Below are 23044 nucleotides of genomic sequence, written 5' to 3' on the forward strand. Positions count from 1 at the left end.
GCAAGCGCACGCGATAGTGGTTGGCTCTATTCACAAGTTCTGTGTATGGTGAGAACACAGCGAAGCTCAACGGGTCTCGCGAAGACGGGCGTGTATGCGCGTTTCTGTCTCCGCCCCTGCCCGCCGAGCGCATCCGCCCGGTGGGCGGCGCACATTCCGGCAGCGCCCCGTGCTGCCCCCTGCACACAGACCGGAGCACACCATGACCTCGCCCCAGCCGCCCTACGGCCCGCCGCCACCGCCCGCCAACCCGGGCATGTCCACCGGGAAGAAGATCGGACTCGGCTGCGGCGGATGCCTCGGCGTCCTCCTCTTCCTGCTTCTGCTCGGCGGGTGCATGGCCGCGCTGAGCGGGGACGACCTCGACAGCGGGGCCCCGGAGCCCGCCGCCACCCAGGAGGAGGCGGGTGGCGAGGAGGCCGGGGAGGCCGCCGAGGAGACCGCTGCCGAGGAACCGGCCGCGGAGGAGCAGGACGTCGTCCTGACGGCGGAGGTCACCGAGTTCACGCCGAGCATCCTCCACGACGGCGGCGACTTCACGAGTGTGTACGTCACCGTCGAGAACAACAGCGATGAGAACGTCGACGTCAACCCGCTCTACTTCGCGCTCGTCGCCGACGACGGCACCAAGCACGACACCTCGGGCGGGCTGGGCGAGGACGAGAACCAGATCGACACCCTGACCCTGAGCCCCGGCCAGCGGGCGGAGGGCGTGGTCACCGCCGAGGGGGCCTTCACCCCCGCCAGCGTGGAGTTCGGCGGACCCCTCGGTCTGGGTGAGACCTACACCGCCGAGGTGGGGTAGCGGACGGCCCGGACGGGGGCCGTCTCCAGCGGACCGCCGGTCGGAGAGCGAGTGGAACCGACCGGCGGTCCGCGCCTTTCCGTGCGCGGTGCGGCTCAGCGCAGCAGGTTCGCCGCCAGCAGGAGCACGAGCAGCAGCGCCAGTCCCGCCGCGAAGACCAGGACCACCTCCGTGCGCAGCTCCATCCTCCTCGGGTAGCCCCGGACCACGAGGTGCTGGCTGAAGGAGGGCTGGTACTGCCGGACGAGCCGGGTGGCGATGGCGGCGATCCGGTGCGGGTCGTGCTCGCGGCCCAGTGCGTCCAGGAGGTCCTGGACCTGGGCTTCGGAGGGGACGTCCGGCGGGGGGAAGACTCCGCGGGCGTCCACGGCGGCGTCCACGGCATACCCGTCCGGAGGCGCTGCCCGCAAGCCCGGTCGGGGGTGCTGCCCGGGAGCCGACCAGGGGCGCTGGTCGGGGGAGCGGTGCCGCGCGGCCTCCCGGGAACGTTCCCCGGTCCCGGTTCCGGTGCGCCCCGGACGGTCGGCGGCGTTCGGCGGGGCGGCCCCAAACGCACCGCGTTCCGGTTCGCCGTCCAGGCCTGAGAGCGGATGCGCCAAGGGGTCGTCCGTCCGTGCGGTGTCCGCCGCGGCGGGCGCCGCCTCGGAATCCTCCGCCCGGATGCCGGAGCCCCCGTCACCGGCCGTTCCCGGAACGTCCTCCTCGGCAGCGGCCCTCCCCGACCCGACCGTCCAGGCGCGGGCGGCCCCGGGCCCGGCTCCCAAGGGCGCGGACGGCGCGGGTACGCGGGTTCGCGCCGCCGGTCGGGCCCGTCGGGCCAGGTACTCGATGACCTCGCCGTGGTCGGCGGCGTCGAGGCTGCGGAGTTCCCTCCCGAGCTCGCCGAGACTTCCGTCGCCCGCGCCCAGCAGGGTGACGAGCCACCGGGCGACCTCGTGGTACACGGTGTCCTGCTCGGGCGCCAGGACGTCCAGGAGCACCGGGGGCTCGGCCTGGGCGCGCGGGGGCGCGGTCCGGAAGGCGATGCGCGGTCGCTCGGAGGGGGTGCCGCGCCTCACCGGCCAGGGCTCGTGGGTGGCGAAGGACCAGCCGACCCCCTCGTACTGGGGACTCTCCTCGGTGCCGACCACGTCGAGCAGGGCCTGGTACAGGCCCCACAGCAGCAGCAGCCGTTCCCGCTCCTCCGGCAACGGACCGAAGTCGGGTGCGAGGAGGTCCACGGGCCCGGTCGGGACCCGCAGCACCTCCGCGACCAGGTTGACCAGCCCTGGCTGCGAGGCCGCGTCCAGGTTCAGCCGCCGTACGGCGGCCTCTCCGACCCTGGACGGGACGAAGGGTCCGACGGTGGCCCAACCAGGAGGGGTGGTCCCCGGTTCCTCCAACCAGGCGTGCAGGTCCGGCCACACGCCCAGGGCGGCCAGGAGCGCACGGGGCGCGTTCAGCTGGGCGCCGACCAGAGCCTGAGCCCTGCTGCCGCGGCCGTCCAGGGAGTTCTCCTCGGGCGTGCGGCGCAGCAGCGCCCCCTGGCCGTCCGCGAACCTGCGGTACCAGTAGCTGGGTGCGACGTGCCCGTGCGGGAACTCCGGAGCGACCACCCGGCCGAGCCGACCCCGCCAGGTGGTCACCCGGGTGTAGTCCTGTTCGGGAAAGGAGGTCCCGTCGGGGCCCAGTCCCTGGCCCGTCAGACCGCTGTCCTGGAAGCCGAAGGAGATCCGGTGCAGGACCTCGTCGGAGTTCTCCGCCATGTCAGCGGCCCACCTTCCGCGCCCCGGGGGTCCCCAGCACCCCGGTGGCGGCCATCAGGGTGAGGAAGGGCTGGAGGGCGCGCTGGGGGCGCACCGGCCGCTCGTACCTCTTACGGTCGGGGTAGCGGTTCCCGCCGGTCGCGGAGGCCACGTGGATGGCCGCCCGGCCGAACTCGCGCCAGGGGCGTAGATAGGTCTCCCCCTTGTCGTACTGGCTGATGAAGGCGTAGAGGTCGCCGGTCTCGGCCTCGACCCGGCCCGGGTCGGGGGCGCGCACGCCGTCGCGCAGCCACCGGTCCACGGGGTGCTCGAACCGGTACAGGTCCGCCTTGCCCATCACCAGCACCGCCGCCTTGTCCTGTTTGCCGCCGACCATGTCCAGCACGGTGGCGAACGTGTTGTCGGGGCGGTCGTCCTCCATGTCGTCGGGGGAGAAGACGAAGAGGAAGCCGTCCACCGTGTCCAGGAAGGCCTGTTCGGAGGCGGTGCCCGTGGTCGCCAGGACCTCTCCGGAGACGTCGAAGAAGGCCACGGCCCTGGGCGGGGAGGAGGGCCTCCCGAGGTCGCTGACCATCAGGCCGACCTCGAAGTCCCACACGTCCTGGCTGGTGCGGGCGAGCATCTCGTCGCGGTCCAGCAGGGGGCGGACCTTGGTGTTGGTGAACTGCTCGTACCCGCGCACGTCCAGGGGCGAGACGGACAGGTCGAACTGCTCCAGGCCCTGGTTCTGGATCGAGCCGATCATCGCCGCGAGCAGGTGGGTCTTGCCCGACCGGGGCGCGCCGACCAGGGCGATCACCACCGGATCGCTGTCCGCGCTGACGTACTGGTAGGGGAGGTGGTGCTCGGGGAACTCCCCCACGTGGTTGGGGCACCGCACCTGGGCGTGGAGCAGGAGCCTGCGCCTCTGCTCCGGCGTGGCGTCGGACGGAACGTCCAGTTTCCGGTGCTCGCCGTCCTTCCACAGCCACAGTTCGCCGTGGTCCAGGACCACCCGGCTCAGGCACACCGGGCAGCGCACCCCCGTGGGTGCGGTGTCGGTTTCGCTCATCGCGGGGACCGCCTCTCGATCAGGGATGCCGTTCTCACCCGAAGTAGGCGAACAGGGCCACGGCGGCGCCCACCAGCACCACCAGGAGCAGCACCAGTCCGCCCCAGCGGCTCGGGGACGGGGGTTCGTTCGACGGGACCGGCGCGGGTGGCGCGGGTTGGATCCTCTCCGACCCCGGCGGGGGGACCGTCGCGGTCGCCGTCCCGCGCTCGGGCGGGGGCTCGCCGGAGGCGGCCCGCTTGCGCGCACGGCCCTCCTCGAAGCGCGCACGGCCCGGTTTGAGGTGGGCGTCGATCCTGAGCCGGTAGGGGACCGCGCCCCCGGAGAACCGCTCCAGCAGGTCGTCGGCGCCGGGGCGCGCGTGCGCGTTCGTGGCGAAGACGTCCTGGAGGTCCGCGGCCAGTCCCGGGAAGGCGGCCAGGGGCAGCACCCCTCCGCTCTCCACGTCGTGCCCGCTCAGGGCCTGGAACAGCACCAGGCCCGCGGACCAGACGTCGTCGCGGGGGTCGCAGGTCCCCGTGCCCAGCCGCTGCTCGTGGGAGGCCCAGGGTTCGCTGCCCACCGCCGCGCGGGGTGTGCCCGCCACGGTGGCGTGGGAGAAGCCGCACAGCTGCACGCTCTTGAGCTCGGTGTCCCAGCGCACGGTGCCGGGCCTGATGTCGCGGTGGACCACCTCGCAGGAGTGCAGCCAGCTCAGCGCCCGCAGCAGCCCCTCCCGGAAGGCGGACTGCTCCGCCTCGAAGAGCTGCCGCCGTCGCAGCAGCGAGCCCAGCGGTTCACCGCGGTAGGGCTCCAGCAGGGCGAAGGGCGTACCGGGGTCGTCGTGGTAGCCCACCAGCCTGCTCAGCTCCGCGGGAGGGGAGCCGTTGGCGATCCGGGCCAGCCGGACACCGGCGAGGATCTCGTTGTCCAGGGCGGCGAAGGCCCGCACCCGCTCCTGGGGCCGTTCCCGCTGCGTGGCGCGCACACGGATCCGCAGCAGTTCGCGCCCGCTCACCTCGTCGCGGACCAGGTCGCGTTCCAACAGCGGGTGCGTGCGCGGGTCCGGGGTCTCGGTCCGGATCCGCGACAGACGGCACGACACCTCCTCCCGGAGCGGGGTCAGGTAGACGCCGTCCGGGGAGCTGTTCTCGTTCAACGGAAGTAGTCCTCCTCGAACGCGGAGGGCGGGGCGCCGACGTTCGCGGTGCCCGTCCCGTGTTCCTCCGTGTCCTCCGCGCACCGCCCGGGGCCGGACGGGGCGCCCGGGGACGCCCCGGTTCCGTTCGCGCCGTCGGGCTCCTCGGAGCCGAACCACTGGGTGCGCACCACGCCCGGGCGCAGCGGCACCAGGCGCACCAGCCCCGCGAGCCTTCCTCCGTGCGTCCACACCGCGCTCTGCGCGGCCTCGGAGGCCGGGCCCGCGCCCGCGCGGTCGAGCTGCTCGCGCAGCGACCGCGGCGCGAAGCGGACCGTGCCGACCGCCGAGACCGTGTCGCTGAGCAGGTGCAGGTGCTTGGGGTCGCACAGTTGCAGCATGCGTCCTCCGGGTTCGGTGAGCAGGGAACGCATCGCCTGTTCCATGCCGGAGGCGCCGTAGACCCGCCGGGGCAGGCCGGAGTCGGCGAAGCGCGGCGGAGTGTGGGGGCTCATCCGCTCCAGGTGCGACCGGTACTCCTGCATCAGGTCGTCAGCCGTGCCGCGGGTGTGCTCGTAGGGGTCCTTGACCGGGCCTCCCGCCCGCAGCTCGTTCCACAGGTCCCCCATGGCGGTGCGGGTCAGCGCCGCCATGTCCGAGCGCAGCACCGCCTCCAGCTCGGGCAGGGAGGGGCCCGCGGCGGTGCCGGCGGTGCCGACGGTTCCGGACAGGGCGTCGGCGACCGCGCGCGCGGCACTGGCGGCGGCGCGCGCCGCGTCGGCGAGGTGGCGCCGCTGGGTGCCGGGGTACCACTCCTCCTGAGCCGCCTCGTTGACCAGGCTGGTCAGGGCCGAGGCGGCCGAACCCGCGCGTTCCAGGCCGATCTGGCTCCGCCAGCGGCGGGCCAGCCCCGCCCAGGTCCGCAGGAGCGCGTACGCGCCCAGCGCCGCGCCGGTCAGCAGGGCCGTCGCCAGCAGCAGCGGTTGGGGCAGCAGGGACAGGAGCAGGTCGAGCCGCAGAACGCCGCCCGCCCACATGCCCGTGAAGCCCCCCGCGAAGGCCGCCACCGCGTGCACCGCCAGGACCGGCAGCCCGGCGCCCGCCTCCGCGCCCCGGGCCGAACGCAGGCCCGCGGCGAGCGCCGCGACCCAGCCCAGCGCCAGGGCCGTGGCCCCGGCGAGCCCGAGCCAGCCGCCGGTCAGGGCCGGCAGCAGCGGGAGCAGGAAGGCCACGGGCAGCAGCCAGGAGAGCGGTCCGGGCAGGGGGAAGGGCGGCGGGGAGCTCAGCGAGGAGACCAGGTGGTCGGGGGCGGCCTGCTGGACCCGGGGCAGGGCGGAGGCGCTTCCCCGGGGTGAGAGGCGTTCGGCGATCCGGTCCAGGCCCGCGGCGACGCGGGTGACCGGCTCCCCCCGTTCCAGTTCGCCGTCCACCCGGCGGACCAGGGCCCCGACGGCCTCGTCGACCTCCTCCGGCCCCGGCGAGCGGCCGCCCAGTCCCGCGCGCGCGAGCTCGGAGGCCAGCTGGCCTCCGTTCAGGGAGCCCAGGCGGGAGAGCAGGGACGCGACGTGGTCGCGGTAGGACAGGAGCGCGCCGCCCACCTGGGACAGCTCCTCCTCGCGGACCCGGGCCGGGGAAGCGGGGGAGAACGCGCCGCCCAGACCCGAGACCGCGTCCAGCGCGCCCTCGGCGGCGGCCACGCGGTCGCGCAGGCGGTGTTCGTGCGCGGCCAGTTCCCCCGAGCCCGGGTGGCTGCTCCCGGGGGCCGCCCGGTGGGTGTCCTCCACCAGTTCCACCAGGATGCCCCCGCGCGCGCCGGTGCCCGTGGCGGGCGGCGGGGCCGGTGCCCCCGCGGCGTCGGTGAACCTGTGCACGGTCCGGGCCAGGGCCGCGGCGACGGCGCCGTCGCCGCCCTCGGGCCCGGTCCAGGACAGGCCGGGCGAGGCGGCTGCCTCGGGCAGCTGGCGGCTGAGCTCGACGACGCGGTCGAAGACCTCGGCCTGGAGCAGGGCCTCGACCAGGCGCTCCACCCCGGTCCGGGAGCCGGGGGCGGCCTCGGGGTGGGGGCGGGCCGTCCCGCGGGGGCGCAGACCCCAGTCCACCCCGGTCTCGTTGCTGACCCACAGGGTGGCCACGTCGCGTTCGGGGCCCAGCTGGCCGGGCCGCTCCAGGATCCGGTGCCCGCCGCCGCCGGACGGCGGGCCGCAGACCACGCACACCAGCGACCGGATGCGCCCGCTGGTGAAGACCTCCAGGTAGGCGGGGCCGTGGTCTACCAGCAGGCCGGTCTCGTCCAGGACCAGGGCCCGGTCGGAGCCGGTGAGGGGGGTGCCCTCCCCGAACTCCCGCACGACCCGGCGCACGGCCTCGTCCGCGTCGGCGCCCCGCAGGTCGAGGTGGTGGACGCTCATCGGAAGCTGTCACCGTCCTTGCCGTAGTACCCGACCTCGCGTTCCAGGGCGTTGAGGTTGGCGCTCAGCGGAGCCGCCACCCCCCGGAACTCCGTCTCCAGGGCGGCGGGCAGGGTGTTCTCCCAGAAGTCCTGGATCTGCAGGGCCCGGTTGCGGGAGTTGCCGCGCAGGTCCTCCAGCATGCGGTCCAGGCGTTCGACCTCCTTGTCGGCCAACTGGCACAGCGCCCGGTAGCTCGCGTGGGGTTCCACGGGCCTGCTCTCCACCCCCAGCGGCAGCTCCGCCATGAGCTGGGCGCAGAACTGGCCGGTGATGCCGTCCTCGCCGTTGAAGGCCCAGTGCTCGTAGGCCTGGAGCAGGCTGCCCCAGGAGGAGGTCCGTCCCAGCGGGGTCAGTCGCAGCGGCATGGTGACGCCGCCGCCGAGGGTGAAGCGGACCTCGTCGGGGGAGGTGGCGTCCCCGACCACGGTGGCCCGGCCGTTCCACAGGGCGTTGAGCAGCCGGTGCAGGATCTGGACGCGGTGCCGTTCGGTGGTGGCCAGGTAGCTGAAGTCGTAGCCCAGGCGCTGGCGCCAGAGCAGGTAGTCCTGTGGCTGCTGGTTGGTCAGCGCGTCGGACCACAGGCGCATCACCTCCCTGACCTCGGGGACCTCGGTGATGCCCATGGAGCTGCGGAACAGCACCACGCTCAGGCTCTCCGCGCTGACCGCGCGGAACTCGTAGGTGTGCCCGCCGCCGCTGGGCAGGTTGACCGACTCCCGCAGGTACTGCTCGATCCGGGGGTTGGCGGCGGGGGAGTGGTAGGTGATCAGGACCTTGAGCGGGCCGTTGCCCTGGGGCACGTAGCCGACCGGCAGCAGTGCGGCCACCTGGGCGCGGAACTGGGACAGGTCCTCGTCGGCGACGCTGCCTCCGCCGCCCTGCTCGGCGGCCTGCGAGAGCAGGTCCGCCAGGCGGGGCAGCAGCGGGGACTGCGCCGGGCCCGTCTCCCGCAGGAAGCGCTTGATCGCGGACTTGAGGGTCTCCCTGAGGAAGCCCACCGCCTCGGCCGGGCCGCGGTCCAGACAGACGTCGTAGGCCGTGCGCCAGCCCTGGCCGCCCACGACCGCCTGGACCAGTTCGGCGTCGGTGGGGGACACGTGCAGGCGTCCGGCCTCGTGCAGGGAGCGCGCCAGGTGGTCACGGACCCGGACGAAGAAGGGTTCGAGGTCCCCGCCCGAAGGGGGCAGGAGGTAGGAGATGCCCGTGCGCGGGCGGTAGAGCTGCCGGGACAGCCGCTCGAAGCGGGCGCGGTCGGTGCGGGCGTGCTCGTCCAGCTGCTGGGTGAACACGGCCAGGTCGTTGCGCAGCTGGGTCGAGGTCCGGTTCCAGCGCGGGACCGTCGGAGCCCAGGACTCGCTCCAGACCACGCCGGTCTGCCAGTCGTACCACCGCTCCTGGTCCTGGCGTGCCTGGGCGGGCACCGGGTCGGTGTACCTGACCTTGATCACGCCGCCCAGACGGTCCCGCATCTGCGGTATGGGCGGCGGCGCGGCCAGCCCCTCGGGGGGAGCGGGGGCGTTGCGGCGCTGTTGGAGGATGCCCAGGACGCCCAGCCGCCCCACCCTGTCGTTGTCGTGGGGGTCGCCCTCGATGACGCGCAGGGCGTGGAAGGGGTCCACCCTGCCCAGCAGCGCGCGCACGCCAGCCCGGTGGTCGAAGTTCTGGGCCATCTGGGGGATCTCCTGGCCGAGCCTGGCACGCAGGGCGTGGAGGCTGCGCTTCATCGAGTCGCTGCGGTCGTAGAGAGCGGCGGCGATCGCGTCGGCGCCCGTGACCGGCTGCGGTTCGGCGAAGTCGGTGCCCGCACGGGCCAGGACCGGGTGGATGTTGGCCGCGGAGAAGAAGTCGTGGACCAGGCTCCCGGTCTGTTCGGCGCTGGTGTGCAGCGGGGCCTGCATGTCCTCGACCGCCGAGCGCAGCAGGCGGGAGCCGATGATGTCGGAGAGTTCGTCCACGGGGACGGTCATGGACGCGACCAGCGCGGTGGACACCCCGCGGTTGCCGATCCCCGTCTCGGCGGAGGACTCGCGGTCGGCCTGGGTGTTGATGAAGCTGTCCGCGAAGGACTGGTGGTTCTCCTGCTTGGCGGACTCGGCCTCGGCGCGCCGGTCCATGTCGGTGCTGGCGAGCGAGAGCATCAGGGAGACCACCGACCGGTGCAGGTCGTCGCGGTCGGTCCCGGTGGGGCGGCTGAACAGGAAGGCCGTCTGCACGGTCGAGGGCATGATCTGGACGCGGCCCTCCACCGGGTAGTAGACGGCCGTGTCGTCCCTGCGGCGGAGCCCGGGCCGGACCTCGTTGACCAGTTCCAGGGAGGCCTCGCGGCCGTTCTGGTCGTCGACCAGGCGGAACATGTCCAGCAGGGCGCGCCCGGCGTTGAGCTTGGCGTTGCGTCCGCCGCCGAAGCCCTCGTCGAAGGCCGAGGGCATCAGGACCAGCGGGTAGATCTTCACACGCAGCCCCGAGCGCTGGAAGGTGTGCGCGATCAGGTGCAGGTAGTCGTAGAAGATCCCGGTCCCGGTGCCCCCGGCCACGGAGAAGGAGACGAAGACGTCGCAGGACCTGGGCAGCGTGCCGCCCAGCGCGGCCAGGTCGCCCGCCGAGGTGGCGATGCGGTTGATGGCCTCGTGCAGCGGAGCCACCGCCGGGCCGGTCCCGGTGCGGAAGGTCTCGAACAGCGCCGCCCGCCCCACGGTGGGGAACTGTCCGGCGCCCTTGTCCAGCGGGGCCACCCGGGGCTCGCCGACCGCGGGCGGTAGCCAGTGGTCCACCGACTCGCTGGCGCTCAGGCGCAGGCTGCGCGCGGCCTCGGGGTAGGTGTGCACCTCCGGGACCAGGTCGCGGACGTAGTGGGCGGTGCGCTCGGCGGCGGCGTGGTGGTGGCGTCCGGGCACCACCCGCTCGGGCAGGCTGTCCAGCTCTCCCCGGTTGACGTCGGCGTAGACGAACTGCACGCAGGCGGGGAGCTGGTAGGGCAGGAGGTTCGCGCCGGGGCGCAGCTGCTGGAACTCGGTCCCGTCGGGGCCGCACAGCTCCTCGCGCATGCGGCGTTCGAGCTCGGCGCCGATACGGCAGCCGGTACCGCCGAGGCCGACGTAGAGCAGCGGCTGGTAGAGCTTCATCGTCATGGGGTGTCGAAGGCCCTTCAGGCTGGTCGTTCTTCTGCGGTATGGGGGGCGGGGAGCGGGGAGCCGTTCAGTCGAGACGGATCCCGGAGAGCGGGGGGCCCTCCTCGCGCGTGCCCGGTCCGGGCGCGGCCTGTGCCGGGTCCGGGTTCTGGCGCGGGCTCCTGCGGGGGCGCTGCTCGTCGCGGAAGGAGACGGTCAGGCCGTCGGTCAGGGGTTGGCTGTGGCCGCCGAGGCGCAGGGTCTCGGTGCCGTGGGGAGTGCGCAGGCGCACACCGCCCCTGGGGTCGCGGGAGGCCCGGTAGACCGGTCCCGCGCCGGAGGCCCCGCCGTGTTCGAGGCGCGGCGCCGGTCCCTGGGGGTCGCGGACGGTGAAGGCGAAGGAGGTGCTCCACCTGCTGGGGGCGCGCAGTTCCTGTTGGAGGGAGAGCGCGTCCCGGTGGAGTTCGACGACCAGGCCCTGCACGTTGCTGGCGGCCCGCCTCCTGTGCCACACCAGCCACGCCTGGAGTCCGGCGGCGACCAGGGCCAGGAGCAGCGCGAGCCAGGCCCACCAGTAGCGTTCGAGGACTCCCGGCGGGGTGCGCACGGTCACCGTGAGCGGCGCGGAGGTGGTCAGGACCGCGCCCTCGGCGTCCACGGCCTGCACGTGCAGGACCGCCCGTCCCAGGGCGGAGCCCTGTTCGAAGCGCACGGTGAAGCCGGTCCTGCTGGTGCCGGGGCTGAAGGCGGTGGTGTCCTGCTCGATGGTGGCCAGGACCCCTTCGGGAGCCTGGAGGAGCAGTTCCACCTGTCCCTCCTGTGAGTCCTGGTTGTCGACGTCGAGGGTGCCGTCGATGCGGCTGCCGGCCCAGACCTCGCCGGGCGGGTCGTCGAAGCGCACGCCGGGTTGCAGGGCCGCCCCGCCGGGGTCGATGGTGTAGCGCAGTTCGCGCACGTCGTCGGGGACGCCGGGTCCCTGGACGCGGCTGGTGAAGAGCAGGGTGCCGGCTCCCTCGGGGACGGCGACCGTGCCCGCGTACTGGCCGTCCTGGGCGGTGGCGTCGGGGCCCTCGCCCCCGTCGTTCAGTTCGATGGGCTCGGCGGTCTCGTCCGGGGCGGCGACCTCGGCGGAGAAGTCGAGTTCGGCGAGCGCCTCGGGGTCGGTGACGGGGCCGCGGCGGGTGCGGATGTCCACCCTGACCACCAGTTCCTGACCGGAGTGGTCGGCGGGTTCGACGGTGAGGAAGGTGTTGACGCGGCCCTGCCACTGGACGGTGGCCGTCACCAGTTCCTCGGGGGTGCCGTCGGGGGAGGTGAGCCGCACCTGCCAGGTGCCGGGCAGGGGGTCGACGACGTGGAGCACCTCCACCGGGCCGTTCGCGCCGCTGAGGCTGATCCGGGAGTCCTTGTGGTCGCCGCCGTCGGGGTCGACCGTGTCCCCCTCGGGGTCGGTGTACTCGACGCTGATCGCCGGGTTGTTCTTGGTGACCACGAGCGCGCCGTCGGTGGCGATGACCGGGATCGAGGCCGACAGGGTGGTGCTGCCGCCGCCGGAGAGGGTGTCGCTGTCGAGCCCGCCCGCCACGGAGCAGGAGGCGGCGGCCAGTGCCTCGCGCAGGGAGCGCACCACGTCGGCGGAGTCGTCGACCACGCGCGCGTTGGGCGTGGCCACCTCCAGGTCGTTGCACGTCTCCTGGGAGCCGCCCTCGGCGAAGGCGTCGAGCTGGTCGCGGTCGATGGAGCTGCCGAAACCCAGCGGCCAGACCTGCACGCCGTCCTCACGCGCGGTCTCCAGGTGCTCGTCGATCCTGGCCGCGGCGTTGTCGTCGCGGTCCTCGGGGCGCGCGCCCCAGTGGGGGCTGTCGCGCACGTCCAGTTCGCCGTCGGTGAGCAGGAAGACGATCCCGGTCGCGTCCCGCGGGGCCTCGGGCCCCTCCAGGTAGTGCAGGGCCGTGCCCAGAGCCTCGGCGTGGTCGGTGTCGTCGCCTTCGGAGGAGTCCCGCCGGTGCAGGTCCGAGACGCAGTCGGCCAGGTACTGGCGTCCCGACCCCTCGTCCACCAGGGTGGGGCGGCACACCTCCCGGGCCGCGATCTGGTCGGCCTGCCCGTTGTTGCTGCCGAAACCGACCACCGTCACCCGGGATCCGGGGTCCAGGACGCTCTGCGCGATGGTGGAGGCCGCCCTGGTCTCCTGTTCGACGTCGTCCTCGCTCAGGGAGCCGGACTCGTCCACCAGGATCACGATGTCGAGGGGGGAGGCGGTGGGGGCCGCGTCCGCCTCGGGCCGGTCCGTCTCGTCCGCGGCCCGGGGCGTGGGCGCCGCGGCCGAGGCCGGGACGGGCGGGAGGAGGAAGAGGAGACAGGCCGCGGCGAGCGCCGCTCGCCTCCACGCCGTCGTCGCGCATGGGGTCAGTGCCACGCCACCTGGCCCTTCCTGTGTCTTGTTGTTTTCGGAAGAAGAGTGCGCAGGTGGGTTTGCGTACACCATTCGACCATTGTCCGAAAAGCGGACGGAGGGCTTACTGTACTGCTTTCCGGAAGGTGCTTCAACGGATTCTTGAATGTCCGTTGACCTCGGTTACCCGCAGTGGTGTTTTCGCTTCGCACGGGTGGAACCCGGGGTGCTTTGTGGGTGTTTTGCGAAAGAGTGCGGTGCTGTGTGAGATTTGTTTCTTGAGGGGGAGGAAATATCCCCTGGGGCCTTTGAGGACTTTTGTCCTTATCGGCGGTGGTGACGGGCCGGGCGTCAGGAGGGGCCGGACTTCCTCAGCAGATAGGTGACCTGCTCGCCCAGGTCGGGGGAGAGGGCCCTGCCCTGGCCGTTGGCCTGCTCGGGACCGACGACCCCCACGGCCACAGCCAACCCGCGTGCGTGCAGGTCGTAGCAGGACTCGACGAGGTCGGCCAGCGAGGCGATCGCGGTCCTCGCCCGCTGGTGGGCGACCGCTCCGGTCACGGCCCCGGCAGCCGCGGGCAGCAGGAGCAGCCAGGGGTCCCAGGGCGGTTCGGGGAGCCGGGACAGGGGTCCCGCGCCCCAGGCCGCGGCGGCCAGGTGCAGCGCGCACACGCCCGCCGCGGCGAGGTAGAGCGCGCCCCAGCCGCCCAGGGCACGGGCCCGGGCGAAGGAGTCCTGTGCCCGTCCGACGTCCTCCCGGGCGCCCTCGGGCAGGAGCAGGAGCAGACGGGGCCAGGTCCAGTACACGTCCAGCCCGTGTGCGTCACGCACCCTCGCTGTCAGCGAGGCCATCCTGTCGGCCATCCAGGTGCGCCGCGTGGGCTCGGTGAGCGAGATGCGGTGGCTGCGGTCCGGGTCCCGCCCGCTGGCCGCGGCCGCCTCGCGCGCCCTCTTCGTCCCGGCTCTGCGCCTGGCCGCCTGCCAGCGGCGCCTGCGCCACCGGGGGTTCCAGAAGACGAGCGGGGACAGCACGCTCTCGCCCAGCCACCAGCGCCCGCACCAGGCGCCGAGCAGTTGGACGACCAGCCCGGGGAGAAGGCCCAGGAGCAGGACCGCCGCGAGCAGGACCACGGTGACGGCCACGGTGGGGGAGCCCAGCAGCGACCGGGCGTCGGCGGCCAGCTCCGTCAGGCGCGCGGCATCGGTCAGGTCCGCCGGGGTCAGCAGCGCGCTGGCGGTGAACGCGGCCAGGAAGAGCACACCGGGCAGGGCCAGGTGCGTCCACCAGTGCTCGGCGGCCCTCTTGCCGATCTCGACCAGCAGGGGATTCACCGGTCAGGACCCCTTCGTGCGCAGCCGCAGGGGCCTGTCCGCGACGGCGCAGTGGCCGCCCGCCGCGCCTGACTCCCCAGCGCCTCTGACGCGGGAGCAGGGGGCGGACAGAGGGCACACCTCGCGGACGGCGGGCGCGGGGCCGGGACCCACCCCGGGCAGGCCGCCCACCGGCTCCTGGGGGTCGCGGCCCGGACCCGGGCCGACGAATCCGTTGCGGAAGAAGGCGTCCCCGGGGTCCAGCAGCGGCCCCAGCCGGTCCTCCAGGGCTCGGAGGTCTCTGTAGGAGAGGCGGCCCCGTTCCGCGACCTGGGCCACGAGCGCGTCCAGGTCGTCCCGGAGGCCGTCATCCACCGCGGCGTCCTCGTACGCGGATCTCCTCCGGCACAGGTGTTCGGCAGCCGCCCTGCTGTCGGTGAGGGGGGTGGGGGAGGCGTGCTGCGCGTGTTCTTCGGAGGTCACGTTTCCAGCTTAGGGAGGAATCGGGGATCGTGAAGGGGGAACGTCTGTTTTCTGCTTCTTGTTCTGTTTGTAATTTTTGGGGGTTTTGGATCTTTTTGAAGTGTTGTGGTGCTAGAGAAACGTGTGATTCGTAATCTAAGGGGGGAAATGTCGGTTTCGGTTGGTCACCACCAGAACCGTTCGGTGGTGCGGGCCAGGTGGGTCTCCTCGTGGTCGGGCCCCAGTATCCGTTCCAGGGCGCGGACCAGCCGCGCGTAGAAATGCGCGGCCTCCCTCCTGCGGGAAATCGCGCCCGGGAGGGTTCTCCCGGGAGGGAAGACCTCCTCGCTGCTGCGGCGCAGGGCGATGGCGCTCCGGCGCAGACGTCCGTTCCACTCGGGGCGGTCACCGGCCGTCTGCCAGGCCTCCAACAGGGATTCCACGGCCGCGACCGCGGTGTTCGACGCGGTGAGGAACACCGGGAGGTCGTGGACGGGCGGGCGGACGCTGTCGTGGACCCAGACCGTGCTGTCGAGACCGTCGGGGCTGTCCTCGATCCGGATCAGAGACAGGCTCTCCAGGTTGCGCAGGATGCCTCCGATGCCCTTCACCGACCTCGTCTCCTTCGCTGTCCGGGGCAGCTGCCTGTCCAGGTGCCTTCGGACGGTGGACGTGGCGAGCAGACGCAGAGGGACATCGGTGTGCCCGAAGAGCCGGATCATGAGGAGCAGGGGCATCGAGCTCAGGTAGGGTACCCGGCTGTTGCTGACCAGGGACAGGTGGACCGCTTCCTGGACGGGGGCGGCGGTGCGCTCCCCCTTTCCCCGCAGGTATTCCAGGGGGGCCAGCTCCTCTGTGACGACGGTGGACGCCGCCAGGGACAGGGCGAGCGGGTGGTGGCCGAAGTAGTCGGCCAGTATCCCGATCCCCGCGGAGGAGCTGAAGGCGGGAGTGCCGAAGAAGCGCTGTGAGAGGTACTCGACGGCCTCCTCCCGGGCGAACCCGCCCACCTCGACCACGGCGTGCTTCGGGACAGCCCCGCCGAGGACGTCATGGTGGCGGCTGGTGGCCAGGACCCGTCCGCGGCGGCTTCTCATCGGGAGGAGGCCGAGGACGTCGCCCGGGTGGTCCAGGCCGTCGAGGACGAGCAGCCACCGCACGGACGTCTCCGTGAGCCAGCCGCAGAACTCGCGGGTCAGGGCGTGGGGGCCGTTCCGGAACTCCGTGCGCAGGTCGCCCTCGGGGGAGAACAGAGCGGGGGCCAGGACGGGCACGGACCTGGCATAGGAGGTCAGGACCTTCTCAAGGTCCGCGCCGTTCGCCCACAGCACCAGGTCGACGTCCCCCCCTCGTGCCGCCCGGGTGGCGTGGTCGGAGGCGAGCAGTGTCTTACCCGTTCCCCCCTCGCCCGCCAGAACCAGGCTGCGGCCCTCCTCCAGCGACTCCAGGCGGCTTCTGAGGTCCGGTCGCGGGATGAAGCGTCTGGGTTTGGGCGGTACCTCTCCGAGAACGACCGGTCCCCGGCCCTCGGACACGGTCTGCTCCAGAAAGAACGTGAGCAGCGACCGCGACGGCGCCTCCCGCTGCCTGTCCCCGTGCGCGAGGCGTGGGACCAGGACGTGTCCGGCTGCCTTCCGCGGGGGCTTCTCCACCGCCGCCACCGACCTGGCCGCCCTTGGGTCCAGCAGGCGCAGGGTGTCGGGGTTGACCCACGCGAACGGTGCGCTCGCCGGGCCGGTGAAGCGATCCCCGCCCCCGCCGACGAGGTAGGCGGGGAAGCGCCCGCCGTTCCCCTCCGCCTGCCTGCGCACACCGTCCGACAACGCGTCGAGCAGCCGCGCGGTCCGTTGGGCGGTGGAGCGGGGCAGCACGGACCTGAGCGCCTCCGCGGCGCCCTCCACGAAGGCGTACAGGCCCTGCTCGTGGTCCACCGGACGCAGGAGACCGCTGAGCAGCACCTCGGCCAGCACCCCGGAGTCCGCGTCGTGCAGGACCTCGTGCTGGATCATCCGCATGACGGGCAGGGCCGGGGTGGACAGCGCCGTATGCGCCGCCAGCGCGACGGCGGCGGGGGAGGCGGCGCCCTGGAACCGGTGGACCCGCTGGCGCACCGTCAGCGGCTGCTCGTAGGAGACCGGGGCGGGGGCCGTGCGCGGAGCCCGCCCGCTCACATACGTCACCGCCGCCGGGACCGCGCGGTTCCCCGAGCCCACGAGCTCGGCCCAGTCACCGAACCAGCGAGGTGCGCAGCGCAGAACGGGGACGGGCACGCTGTCGGACGCGGGCCCGGGGGCCCCGGGGGCGAGAGTCAGCCGCAGTTCGGTGTTGGGTGCCCCCGGCCGCGCGCTCGTGGCCAGGGAGGGCAGGACCGGAGCGCCGGTGCGCCGCCACTGCGCCTCGGCCAGGGGCTGCACGATGGCGGTGGGACCGTGTCGCGCCAGCAGGTGCAGCACGGCTCCCGCCAGCCCGGACCACCAGTGCGGTCCGGAGCAGTCGCTCAGGACCAGGACGGCCCGGCGGGCGGAGGGGTCGACCGCGGTGGCCGCGTCCTGGGGCGGGCCGTGGGGTGTCGGCGCCACGCCCAGCTCCGCGCCCGAGGACGCGGAGCCGTGCACGAGGTAACCCACGCGCACGTCTCGGAACACCCCCATGCCGTGCAGCAGGGTGTGGAGCTCCTCGGCCAGGGGGCGCCACAGTCCCATGCTCGGCCCGGTGTCCACGATGAGGAGCAGGTTCAGCCAGCGCTCCTGCCCGGGCACCAGCACGGGCGCCCACGGGCGGGAGTCCGTCGGACGCCGGTCGGCGATGCGGTGGGCGGTGGCCTCCTCGTCCAGGACCTCGGCCGTGGCCGTGGGGACCCGCAGGTTGAGCGGGCGCAGTGCGCGCTGCAACGCCAGGGGTTCGTCGATCATGGGCGGGACGGGCACCCGTGTGCTGGTGGCGGCGAAACCCCTTCCCGACCCGGGCGCGGGCGGGAAGTGCAGGGCCAGGAGGCGTTCGGCTGTGTCGGCGATCCCGTCGTCGCCCGGGAGGGCGCCGGGCGCCTCCCGGGCCCGGGAGGCGTCGTGGTCTCCCGCTGTTTCCGGGGGTTTCCCCACCTCCACGGGAGGCAGGTCGCGCGCGTTCGGCCGCGACGCGGGCGTGGAGGTGCCGGTTCGGTCCGGTCGCTCCGGTTCCTCGTGCCTCGCACGGGACGTGACCTCCGGGGACCGTCGGACGGACGGTGCCGGGACGGGCTCCTCCGGGCCGGTGGGGGAGACGGCCGGTCGACCGGTGTGGGCACCCAGCCACAGCACCTCGGCGATCTCCAGAGGTGTGGGCCCGCCGAGTTCGGAGGGCGGTGCCTCGTGCAGCAGCGAGTACAGGCGCCGGTCGTGGTGCACCGGGCTCAGTCCTGGCCGTTGAGGGGCCGCATCAGCTTCCTGGCCAGCGCCTCCCTCGGCATGGAGGGGTCCCCGACCGTGTGCCAGCGCATGTAGGCGGCGTTGAGGAGCTGGTCGGTGGCCAGCACACCACCACCCCGGTGAGCGGCGAGGAAGTCCTTGGCCAGCGCGTCGATCTGATCGTGCAGGTGTGGGGGGAGGTCCTGGAGGTGTTGGTGCACGATGGCGGCGAGTTCCCCGGCTTCCTCGGGAAGGCGCAGTTCCAGCTTGACGCAGCGGCGCAGGAAGGCCGGGGGGAACGCGCGCTCGCCGTTGCTGGTCATGACGACCAGGGGGAAGGCGCGGCACTGGACCCGGCCGGAGCGGATGGTCGCGGACGCGGCACCGTCGGCGGTCAGCACCTCGACGCCGGAGGCGTGGGCGGACCGTGGAGCGGGGCCGTCCGCCTCCGCGGGCCTTCGGCCGCTCCCTCCGGAGCCCCGTACGCCCTCCGCCCCCTTCGCGGGTGCCCCCGGGCCGGAGGCGTGCACACGCATCAGCTCGGGAATCTCGTAGGAGCCCCTCTCGAAGACGGTGAGCAGGTCGTTGGGCAGGTCGATGTCGCTCTTGTCGATCTCGTCGATGAGAAGCACCCGCGGCTTCTCGAAGGGCAGCAGCGCCGTTCCCAGCGGGCCCAGGCGGATGTGGTCCCCGATGTGCTCCTCCGGCGCGTGGCCGCCGCTCCCCTCTCGGACCCCGCCCGCACGGCTCGCCGAGTACAGGCGGCCGAGGGGATCGTAGCGGTACAGGCCGTCGCGCAGGGTCACCCGGCTCGTGATGGGCCAGTACAGCAGCGGTCCGAGCCGGAGCTCGTGGGCGACCGCCTCGGCCAGGGCCGACTTGCCCGCCCCGGGCGGGCCGGTGACCAGCAGGGGGCGGCGCAGGTACAGGGCGGTGTTGACCTGTTCGACGGCCTCCTCCGAGGCGAGGTAGGAGATCGCCGCGTGGGGCTCGTCCTCGTTCTCGGGGTGGGGCAGGGGCGGGCCCCCGTCGAAGGCGCGCCACGGAGGAGGATCCGGCAGCCCCCGGAACTCGTGGGGTTCCCGGGTGCCCCGGAAGATTCTCCAGTCCGTCATGCCGGATCCTCGCTTCCCATGTACATGGGCGGTTCGGTGTTGCGGCCGATACGGCCGGGGTCGTTCACGATCAGGGAGAGCTCGTGGCCGCAGTGGTCCTCGCCCTCCTCGCCCAGTGCCTGCCTGCGCACGTGCCGGACCCTGTCCGCGAGCTTGTCGAACGGAGTCCCTTCGACCAGGTGCCTGAGCTGCCCTGCCCGGCGTGCGCCGGAGCAGCCGTCGTGGTCGTCGTGGTCGCAGGCCCGGCGCGGCAGGAGCATGATCGGCACACCGGCGTCCAGGGCGCCCTCGATCTGCGGGAACCGGGCACGGGTGGAGTGGACCAGCGCCTGCTTGTCGGCGCGGGCGTTGAGCCTGCGCTTGGTCGTCATGCGGTCGGTGGTCCCGACACAGGTGAGGACCTGCGCGCCGGCCTTGCCCCGGGCCTGGAGGGCGTTCCACCGTTCCCTGAGGGCGGCGTTTCTGTGGAAGGCGTTCCCGGCGTCGTCGGAGGAAGGCTCCGCCCCCTGGAACAGGGTCGTGTGCAGCTCCGAGGCCGAGACCACCACCGGGTAGCGGTCGGTGATCTGCTGGAAGGTGGTGAGTTTCCACAGTTCGAACCCGGAGTGGAACAGCGGGACCGGGACCACGAACTCGAAGAGCGTGTTCGCGTCGTGCCTGTCATAGCCCAGGAGCAGCGCGTTCAGGTGAGGCTCGACCGAGTCCTGCAACCCGTCCTCGGGCACCTCGGCCAGCTCCAGGGACGCGCCGGGTACGCCCTCGTCCTCGCGCCGCAGGGTGACGGTGTAGGTGTCGTCGTAGAGCAGCCTGTGCGCGGTCACGGTGACGTAGGAGGGGGCTTCGGGATCGGCGGACCCCGTGCCGCAGTACTCCTCCAGCCACGTGCGCAGCCCGTCCCCGCGGTCGGGTGGGAGACTGGCGTGGACCCGCCGCAGGAACGCGCCCAGGTCGCCTTCGCGGTCGCCGGACAGGCCCTTCTCGGCGGTGTGGCGGACCCACTGCCAGGGCGTGGCGGGCGTGACGTCGACGGGGTCGTGCTGGAAGTGGGGGAAGCAGAGTCCGTGGACCCCGCGGAAGTCGACCTCGTCGCCGAGTCCGGTGACGATCCGGCGCAGTCGCCTGCGGGCGTCCGGAGTGAACCAGCCCAGGTCGATGTGGTCGTCGATCTCCTCCCACACGCGGCCGATCGCCGACAGGGGGATCATCGTGCCGCTGCGGCCCCTGACACGCCGGTCACCGGTGCTGATCATGCCGACGACGTGTCGGTCGTCCTCCTCCCAGCCCCGCCACCACGCTCCGGTGAGGTAGGCGCCCGCGCCGCTGTACCCGTGGCTGATCGTCCCCGGATCGCCGGAGGCGAGGGTGACCTGCCACCTGTCCTGTGTGAGGTGTTTGTCCTGCCTGGTGAACAGGTCCAGCACGGTCCCGTCGTGGTCGTTGAAGACCGGCTCCGGAGACCGGCCGTCCGGGGACGTCCCCCCGGCCGCCGACGTGGGAAACCCCAGAGCGGACACCTCGATCCTGCCGTGCCCGGTGGCGGGACCGACGCCGGGGGGCAGGAGCGCGTGGGGAGAGGCCAGGAGGGCGGGGCGGATGTCGGTGTCCTCGTCCAGCTCCAGGACGGCGACGTCGGGCTCCCCGCCTCGCCAGTCCGCGCGCACCGCGATCCGGGCGAACCGGTGGACACCGTTCCTGCCGGGGAGGGGGAAGCACACGTGCACGTCGGTCTCCTCACCGAGCCCCTCCAGGTTGTGGGCACAGGTGACCACGTGGCGGGAACCGACCAGGAACGCCGCGCCCAACGGCTCCTCGGCCTCCTCGCCACCCCTCTCCACCATGACGGACAGGCGGGCGCGCCAGGAGAAGCCGGACGCCGGGCCGGACATCACACGGCCTCCGTCATCCGCCCGCTCCGTCCGCCTGGGGCGGACACGTCGCGAGGACCGTCGGACGGGCCGGGGGCAGAGGCTGCCTGACCGGTTCGGTGTCGGGCCGGTCCTGTCACGGGGCCTCCTGGCGGCTGTGCTGTACGGGGGAGGAGCAGAGCACGGGGTCACATGCAAGCACACCGCCACACCGGATGTGGGCGGTTGACGGAAACCGCCGCCAAGCGGTGACCAGCCCGGTGCCCGGCCCCTTGATCCGTTCTCTCGGACGGGAGGCCACGGATTCCGCGCTTTCCGAAACCCCCGGCTTGGTGGCAGGTGCCGGAGGTTGCGTCCCAGACCGGAGACACGTGCGCCAGGCACGGCGACCGGCCCCGGCGTGCTGCTGCCGGAGGGGCGGGAACGGAGAGGTGGGAGCGGAGCCCGTGTCGCTCGCGCCTGGCGGAGCGCGGGCACCGAGAATCGAAGGGCGCCGGTGGGTCACCCTGTGTGTTCGTACGGGTGTGAAGGGTGCCTGCCTGCCCTGCCCGAGGCCCGCTCCGCCGCCCCGCTCCGCCGAACGAGGGAGAACCCCTTCCATGTCCGCCGACCGCACACTCGCCGGGCGCCGACGCCCGGCACGGTCCGCCGCCGTGGTCATCGCCGCGGCGCTCACCGCCGGGTTGACCGCCGCCGCGCCGCCGACGGCCGCCTTCGCGCAGGAGCCGGTCTGCGCCTCCGAGTCGCACCCCGACGTCGCGCGACGGCTCGACGAGCGGATCCGCCAACGAGTGGACGAGCGGGAGGGGACGATCGCTGTGGGAGTCTCCGCGCACGGCGGCGACCTCACCTGCGGGCTCGACCCCGACGCGGAGTTCGACGCGGCCAGCGTCGGCAAGGTCGTCGTCCTCGGCGCGCTGCTGCGCACCGCCATGGACGAGGACCGGGAGCTCACCGCCGAGGAGAAGGACCTGGCGACCGACATGATCACCGTCTCGGACAACGACGCGGCCACGGAGCTGCGCAACCGGATCGGCCCCGAGCGCGTCCAGCGCTTCCTCGACCTGGCGGGCATGGACGCCACGGAACCGGATCCGGAGGGCTACGTCGGCCTGATGGGGATCACCGTCTCCGACCAGCTCACCCTGCTCCGCCTGCTGCGCACGGACAACGACGTGCTCGGCCAGGAGGAGCGCGACTTCGCGCGCGGCCTCATGGGCGACGTGACCGAGGAACAGCGCTGGGGCGTGTCCTCGGGCGCGCCCGCCGACGCCGGGGTGTACCTCAAGAACGGCTGGCTGCCCCACACCGACACCAACCTCTGGCGGGTGCACAGCATCGGCGGCTTCCGTGACACCCCGGTCGGCGACTACGACGTCGTGGTCCTGACCGACGGCAACGACGGGATGCGCTACGGGGTGGACACCGTCGAGTCCGTGGCGGCCGAGGTGCACTCCGGCCTCAGCGGCCAGGACGTCCGGGCGGGGGTTCCGCCGACCGGGCTGACGCGGTCCCTCTCCCACGGCTCCGACGGCTCCGACGGTTCGGGCCGCGCATGAGCCCGGAGCCCGTTCCCCCGAGGGGAGGGGCACGGTGCGCGTGACCGGCCCGTGCGGCTCGCTCGGCGATACCCGGGGCCGCCTCCGGGCGGAACCCGGACCGGCCCCGGAGCGGCCCGGCTCCGAACCCGTCACGGCACGGGGACGCCGGAGGCCACAATGGAAGGCATGTCGCAGCGCAGAACCCGCCACCGCACGTCCCCGCCACGGCCTTCGGCCGCCCCCGAGGCGCCCTGCCCCTGCGGCGGCCCCGCGGCCTACCAGGACTGCTGCGGCCGCCTGCACGGCGGCCGGGCCACGGCGTCCACCGCCGAACAGCTCATGCGCTCGCGCTACAGCGCCTTCGCCGTCGGCGACCGTGACCACCTCCTGCGGACCTGGCACCCGAGCACCAGGCCGCGGCGCCTGGACCTGGACCCCGGCACCGAGTGGATGCGCCTGGAGATCCTGTCCACCACCGGGGGCACCCCGTTCCACAACGAGGGCACGGTCGCCTTCCGCGCGTCGTACCGCGAGGGCGGCCGTGAGGAGGCGCTCGTCGAGAACAGCCGCTTCGTCCGCCACGAGGGCGCCTGGGTCTACCTCGACGCGCTCGCGGACTGAGGGCGCTCCGGACGGTGCGGTGCACGGCGAACAGCGCGAGGTGCGGACGAGGTCACACTCTGTCCCCCCGACACGA

Annotated in this window: 14 protein-coding genes; 3 read left to right on the top strand and 11 right to left on the bottom strand. The window is 73.3% G+C overall.

The genetic code is table 11. The features are described 5' to 3' along the window. Positions 1–202: 202 nt before the first annotated feature. Positions 203–805, top strand: a complete 603-nt coding sequence (locus tag HGB44_RS20640; RefSeq protein ID WP_061080197.1) for a DUF4352 domain-containing protein — start codon at positions 203–205, stop codon at positions 803–805. A gap of 95 nt (positions 806–900) precedes the next feature. On the opposite strand, the gene HGB44_RS20645 is transcribed toward HGB44_RS20640, so the two are convergent. From HGB44_RS20645 to HGB44_RS20695, 11 genes are all read right to left on the bottom strand, one after another. Further along, entirely contained in the window at positions 901–2550 is a 1650-nt protein-coding gene (locus HGB44_RS20645) for a hypothetical protein (RefSeq protein ID WP_061080198.1), read from the bottom strand. A 1-nt stretch (position 2551) separates the two neighbouring features. Next, the gene (locus HGB44_RS20650; RefSeq protein WP_061080199.1) at positions 2552–3601 is read right to left on the bottom strand and encodes a TRAFAC clade GTPase domain-containing protein; all 1050 of its coding nucleotides are present in this window, start codon (positions 3599–3601) and stop codon (positions 2552–2554) included. A gap of 34 nt (positions 3602–3635) precedes the next feature. Beyond that, on the bottom strand, positions 3636–4739 hold the full coding sequence (locus tag HGB44_RS20655; protein WP_061080200.1) for a protein kinase domain-containing protein: 1104 nt from the start codon (positions 4737–4739) through the stop codon (positions 3636–3638). Continuing rightward, positions 4736–7126, bottom strand: a complete 2391-nt coding sequence (locus HGB44_RS20660; protein WP_061080201.1) for a hypothetical protein — start codon at positions 7124–7126, stop codon at positions 4736–4738. The genes HGB44_RS20655 and HGB44_RS20660 overlap by 4 nt, the downstream gene beginning before the upstream one ends. Then, positions 7123–10296, bottom strand: a complete 3174-nt coding sequence (locus tag HGB44_RS20665) for a tubulin-like doman-containing protein (RefSeq protein WP_082768314.1) — start codon at positions 10294–10296, stop codon at positions 7123–7125. The genes HGB44_RS20660 and HGB44_RS20665 overlap by 4 nt, the downstream gene beginning before the upstream one ends. Before the next feature lie 67 nt (positions 10297–10363). Then, complete coding sequence (locus tag HGB44_RS20670) at positions 10364–12694, bottom strand: vWA domain-containing protein (RefSeq protein WP_061080203.1); 2331 nt, start codon at positions 12692–12694, stop codon at positions 10364–10366. A 327-nt stretch (positions 12695–13021) separates the two neighbouring features. Next, positions 13022–14002, bottom strand: coding sequence for a hypothetical protein (locus tag HGB44_RS20675; protein WP_061080204.1), 981 nt, complete (start codon positions 14000–14002; stop codon positions 13022–13024). A 3-nt stretch (positions 14003–14005) separates the two neighbouring features. Then, on the bottom strand, positions 14006–14464 hold the full coding sequence (locus HGB44_RS20680; RefSeq protein ID WP_061080205.1) for a hypothetical protein: 459 nt from the start codon (positions 14462–14464) through the stop codon (positions 14006–14008). A 164-nt stretch (positions 14465–14628) separates the two neighbouring features. After that, on the bottom strand, positions 14629–17826 hold the full coding sequence (locus HGB44_RS32510) for an SAV_2336 N-terminal domain-related protein (protein WP_061080206.1): 3198 nt from the start codon (positions 17824–17826) through the stop codon (positions 14629–14631). Between the two features lie 5 nt (positions 17827–17831). After that, positions 17832–18941, bottom strand: a complete 1110-nt coding sequence (locus HGB44_RS20690; protein ID WP_061080207.1) for an AAA family ATPase — start codon at positions 18939–18941, stop codon at positions 17832–17834. Beyond that, positions 18938–20827, bottom strand: a complete 1890-nt coding sequence (locus tag HGB44_RS20695) for a VMAP-C domain-containing protein (protein WP_061080208.1) — start codon at positions 20825–20827, stop codon at positions 18938–18940. Before HGB44_RS20695 ends, HGB44_RS20690 begins: the two co-directional genes overlap by 4 nt. 578 nt (positions 20828–21405) lie before the next feature. On the opposite strand from HGB44_RS20695, the gene HGB44_RS20700 reads away from it, so the two are divergent. After that, positions 21406–22365, top strand: a complete 960-nt coding sequence (locus HGB44_RS20700; protein WP_061080209.1) for a serine hydrolase — start codon at positions 21406–21408, stop codon at positions 22363–22365. A gap of 168 nt (positions 22366–22533) precedes the next feature. Continuing rightward, positions 22534–22968 (top strand): YchJ family protein, encoded by a 435-nt coding sequence (locus tag HGB44_RS20705; protein WP_061080210.1) that lies wholly within the window; start codon positions 22534–22536, stop codon positions 22966–22968. Positions 22969–23044: the final 76 nt, after the last annotated feature.

The organism is Nocardiopsis alborubida (genome assembly GCF_012396365.1).
GTDB classification, from domain to species: Bacteria; Actinomycetota; Actinomycetes; order Streptosporangiales; family Streptosporangiaceae; genus Nocardiopsis; species Nocardiopsis alborubida.

Bases quoted from the DNA above. Each gene is read 5' to 3' on its own strand.
- HGB44_RS20640 (WP_061080197.1), top strand. From the start codon at position 203: ATGACCTCGCCCCAGCCGCCCTACGGCCCGCCGCCACCGCCCGCCAAC.
- HGB44_RS20645 (WP_061080198.1), bottom strand. From the start codon at position 2,550: ATGGCGGAGAACTCCGACGAGGTCCTGCACCGGATCTCCTTCGGCTTC.
- HGB44_RS20650 (WP_061080199.1), bottom strand. From the start codon at position 3,601: ATGAGCGAAACCGACACCGCACCCACGGGGGTGCGCTGCCCGGTGTGC.
- HGB44_RS20660 (WP_061080201.1), bottom strand. From the start codon at position 7,126: ATGAGCGTCCACCACCTCGACCTGCGGGGCGCCGACGCGGACGAGGCC.
- HGB44_RS20665 (WP_082768314.1), bottom strand. From the start codon at position 10,296: ATGACGATGAAGCTCTACCAGCCGCTGCTCTACGTCGGCCTCGGCGGT.
- HGB44_RS20690 (WP_061080207.1), bottom strand. From the start codon at position 18,941: ATGACGGACTGGAGAATCTTCCGGGGCACCCGGGAACCCCACGAGTTC.
- HGB44_RS20695 (WP_061080208.1), bottom strand. From the start codon at position 20,827: ATGTCCGGCCCGGCGTCCGGCTTCTCCTGGCGCGCCCGCCTGTCCGTC.
- HGB44_RS20700 (WP_061080209.1), top strand. From the start codon at position 21,406: ATGTCCGCCGACCGCACACTCGCCGGGCGCCGACGCCCGGCACGGTCC.
- HGB44_RS20705 (WP_061080210.1), top strand. From the start codon at position 22,534: ATGTCGCAGCGCAGAACCCGCCACCGCACGTCCCCGCCACGGCCTTCG.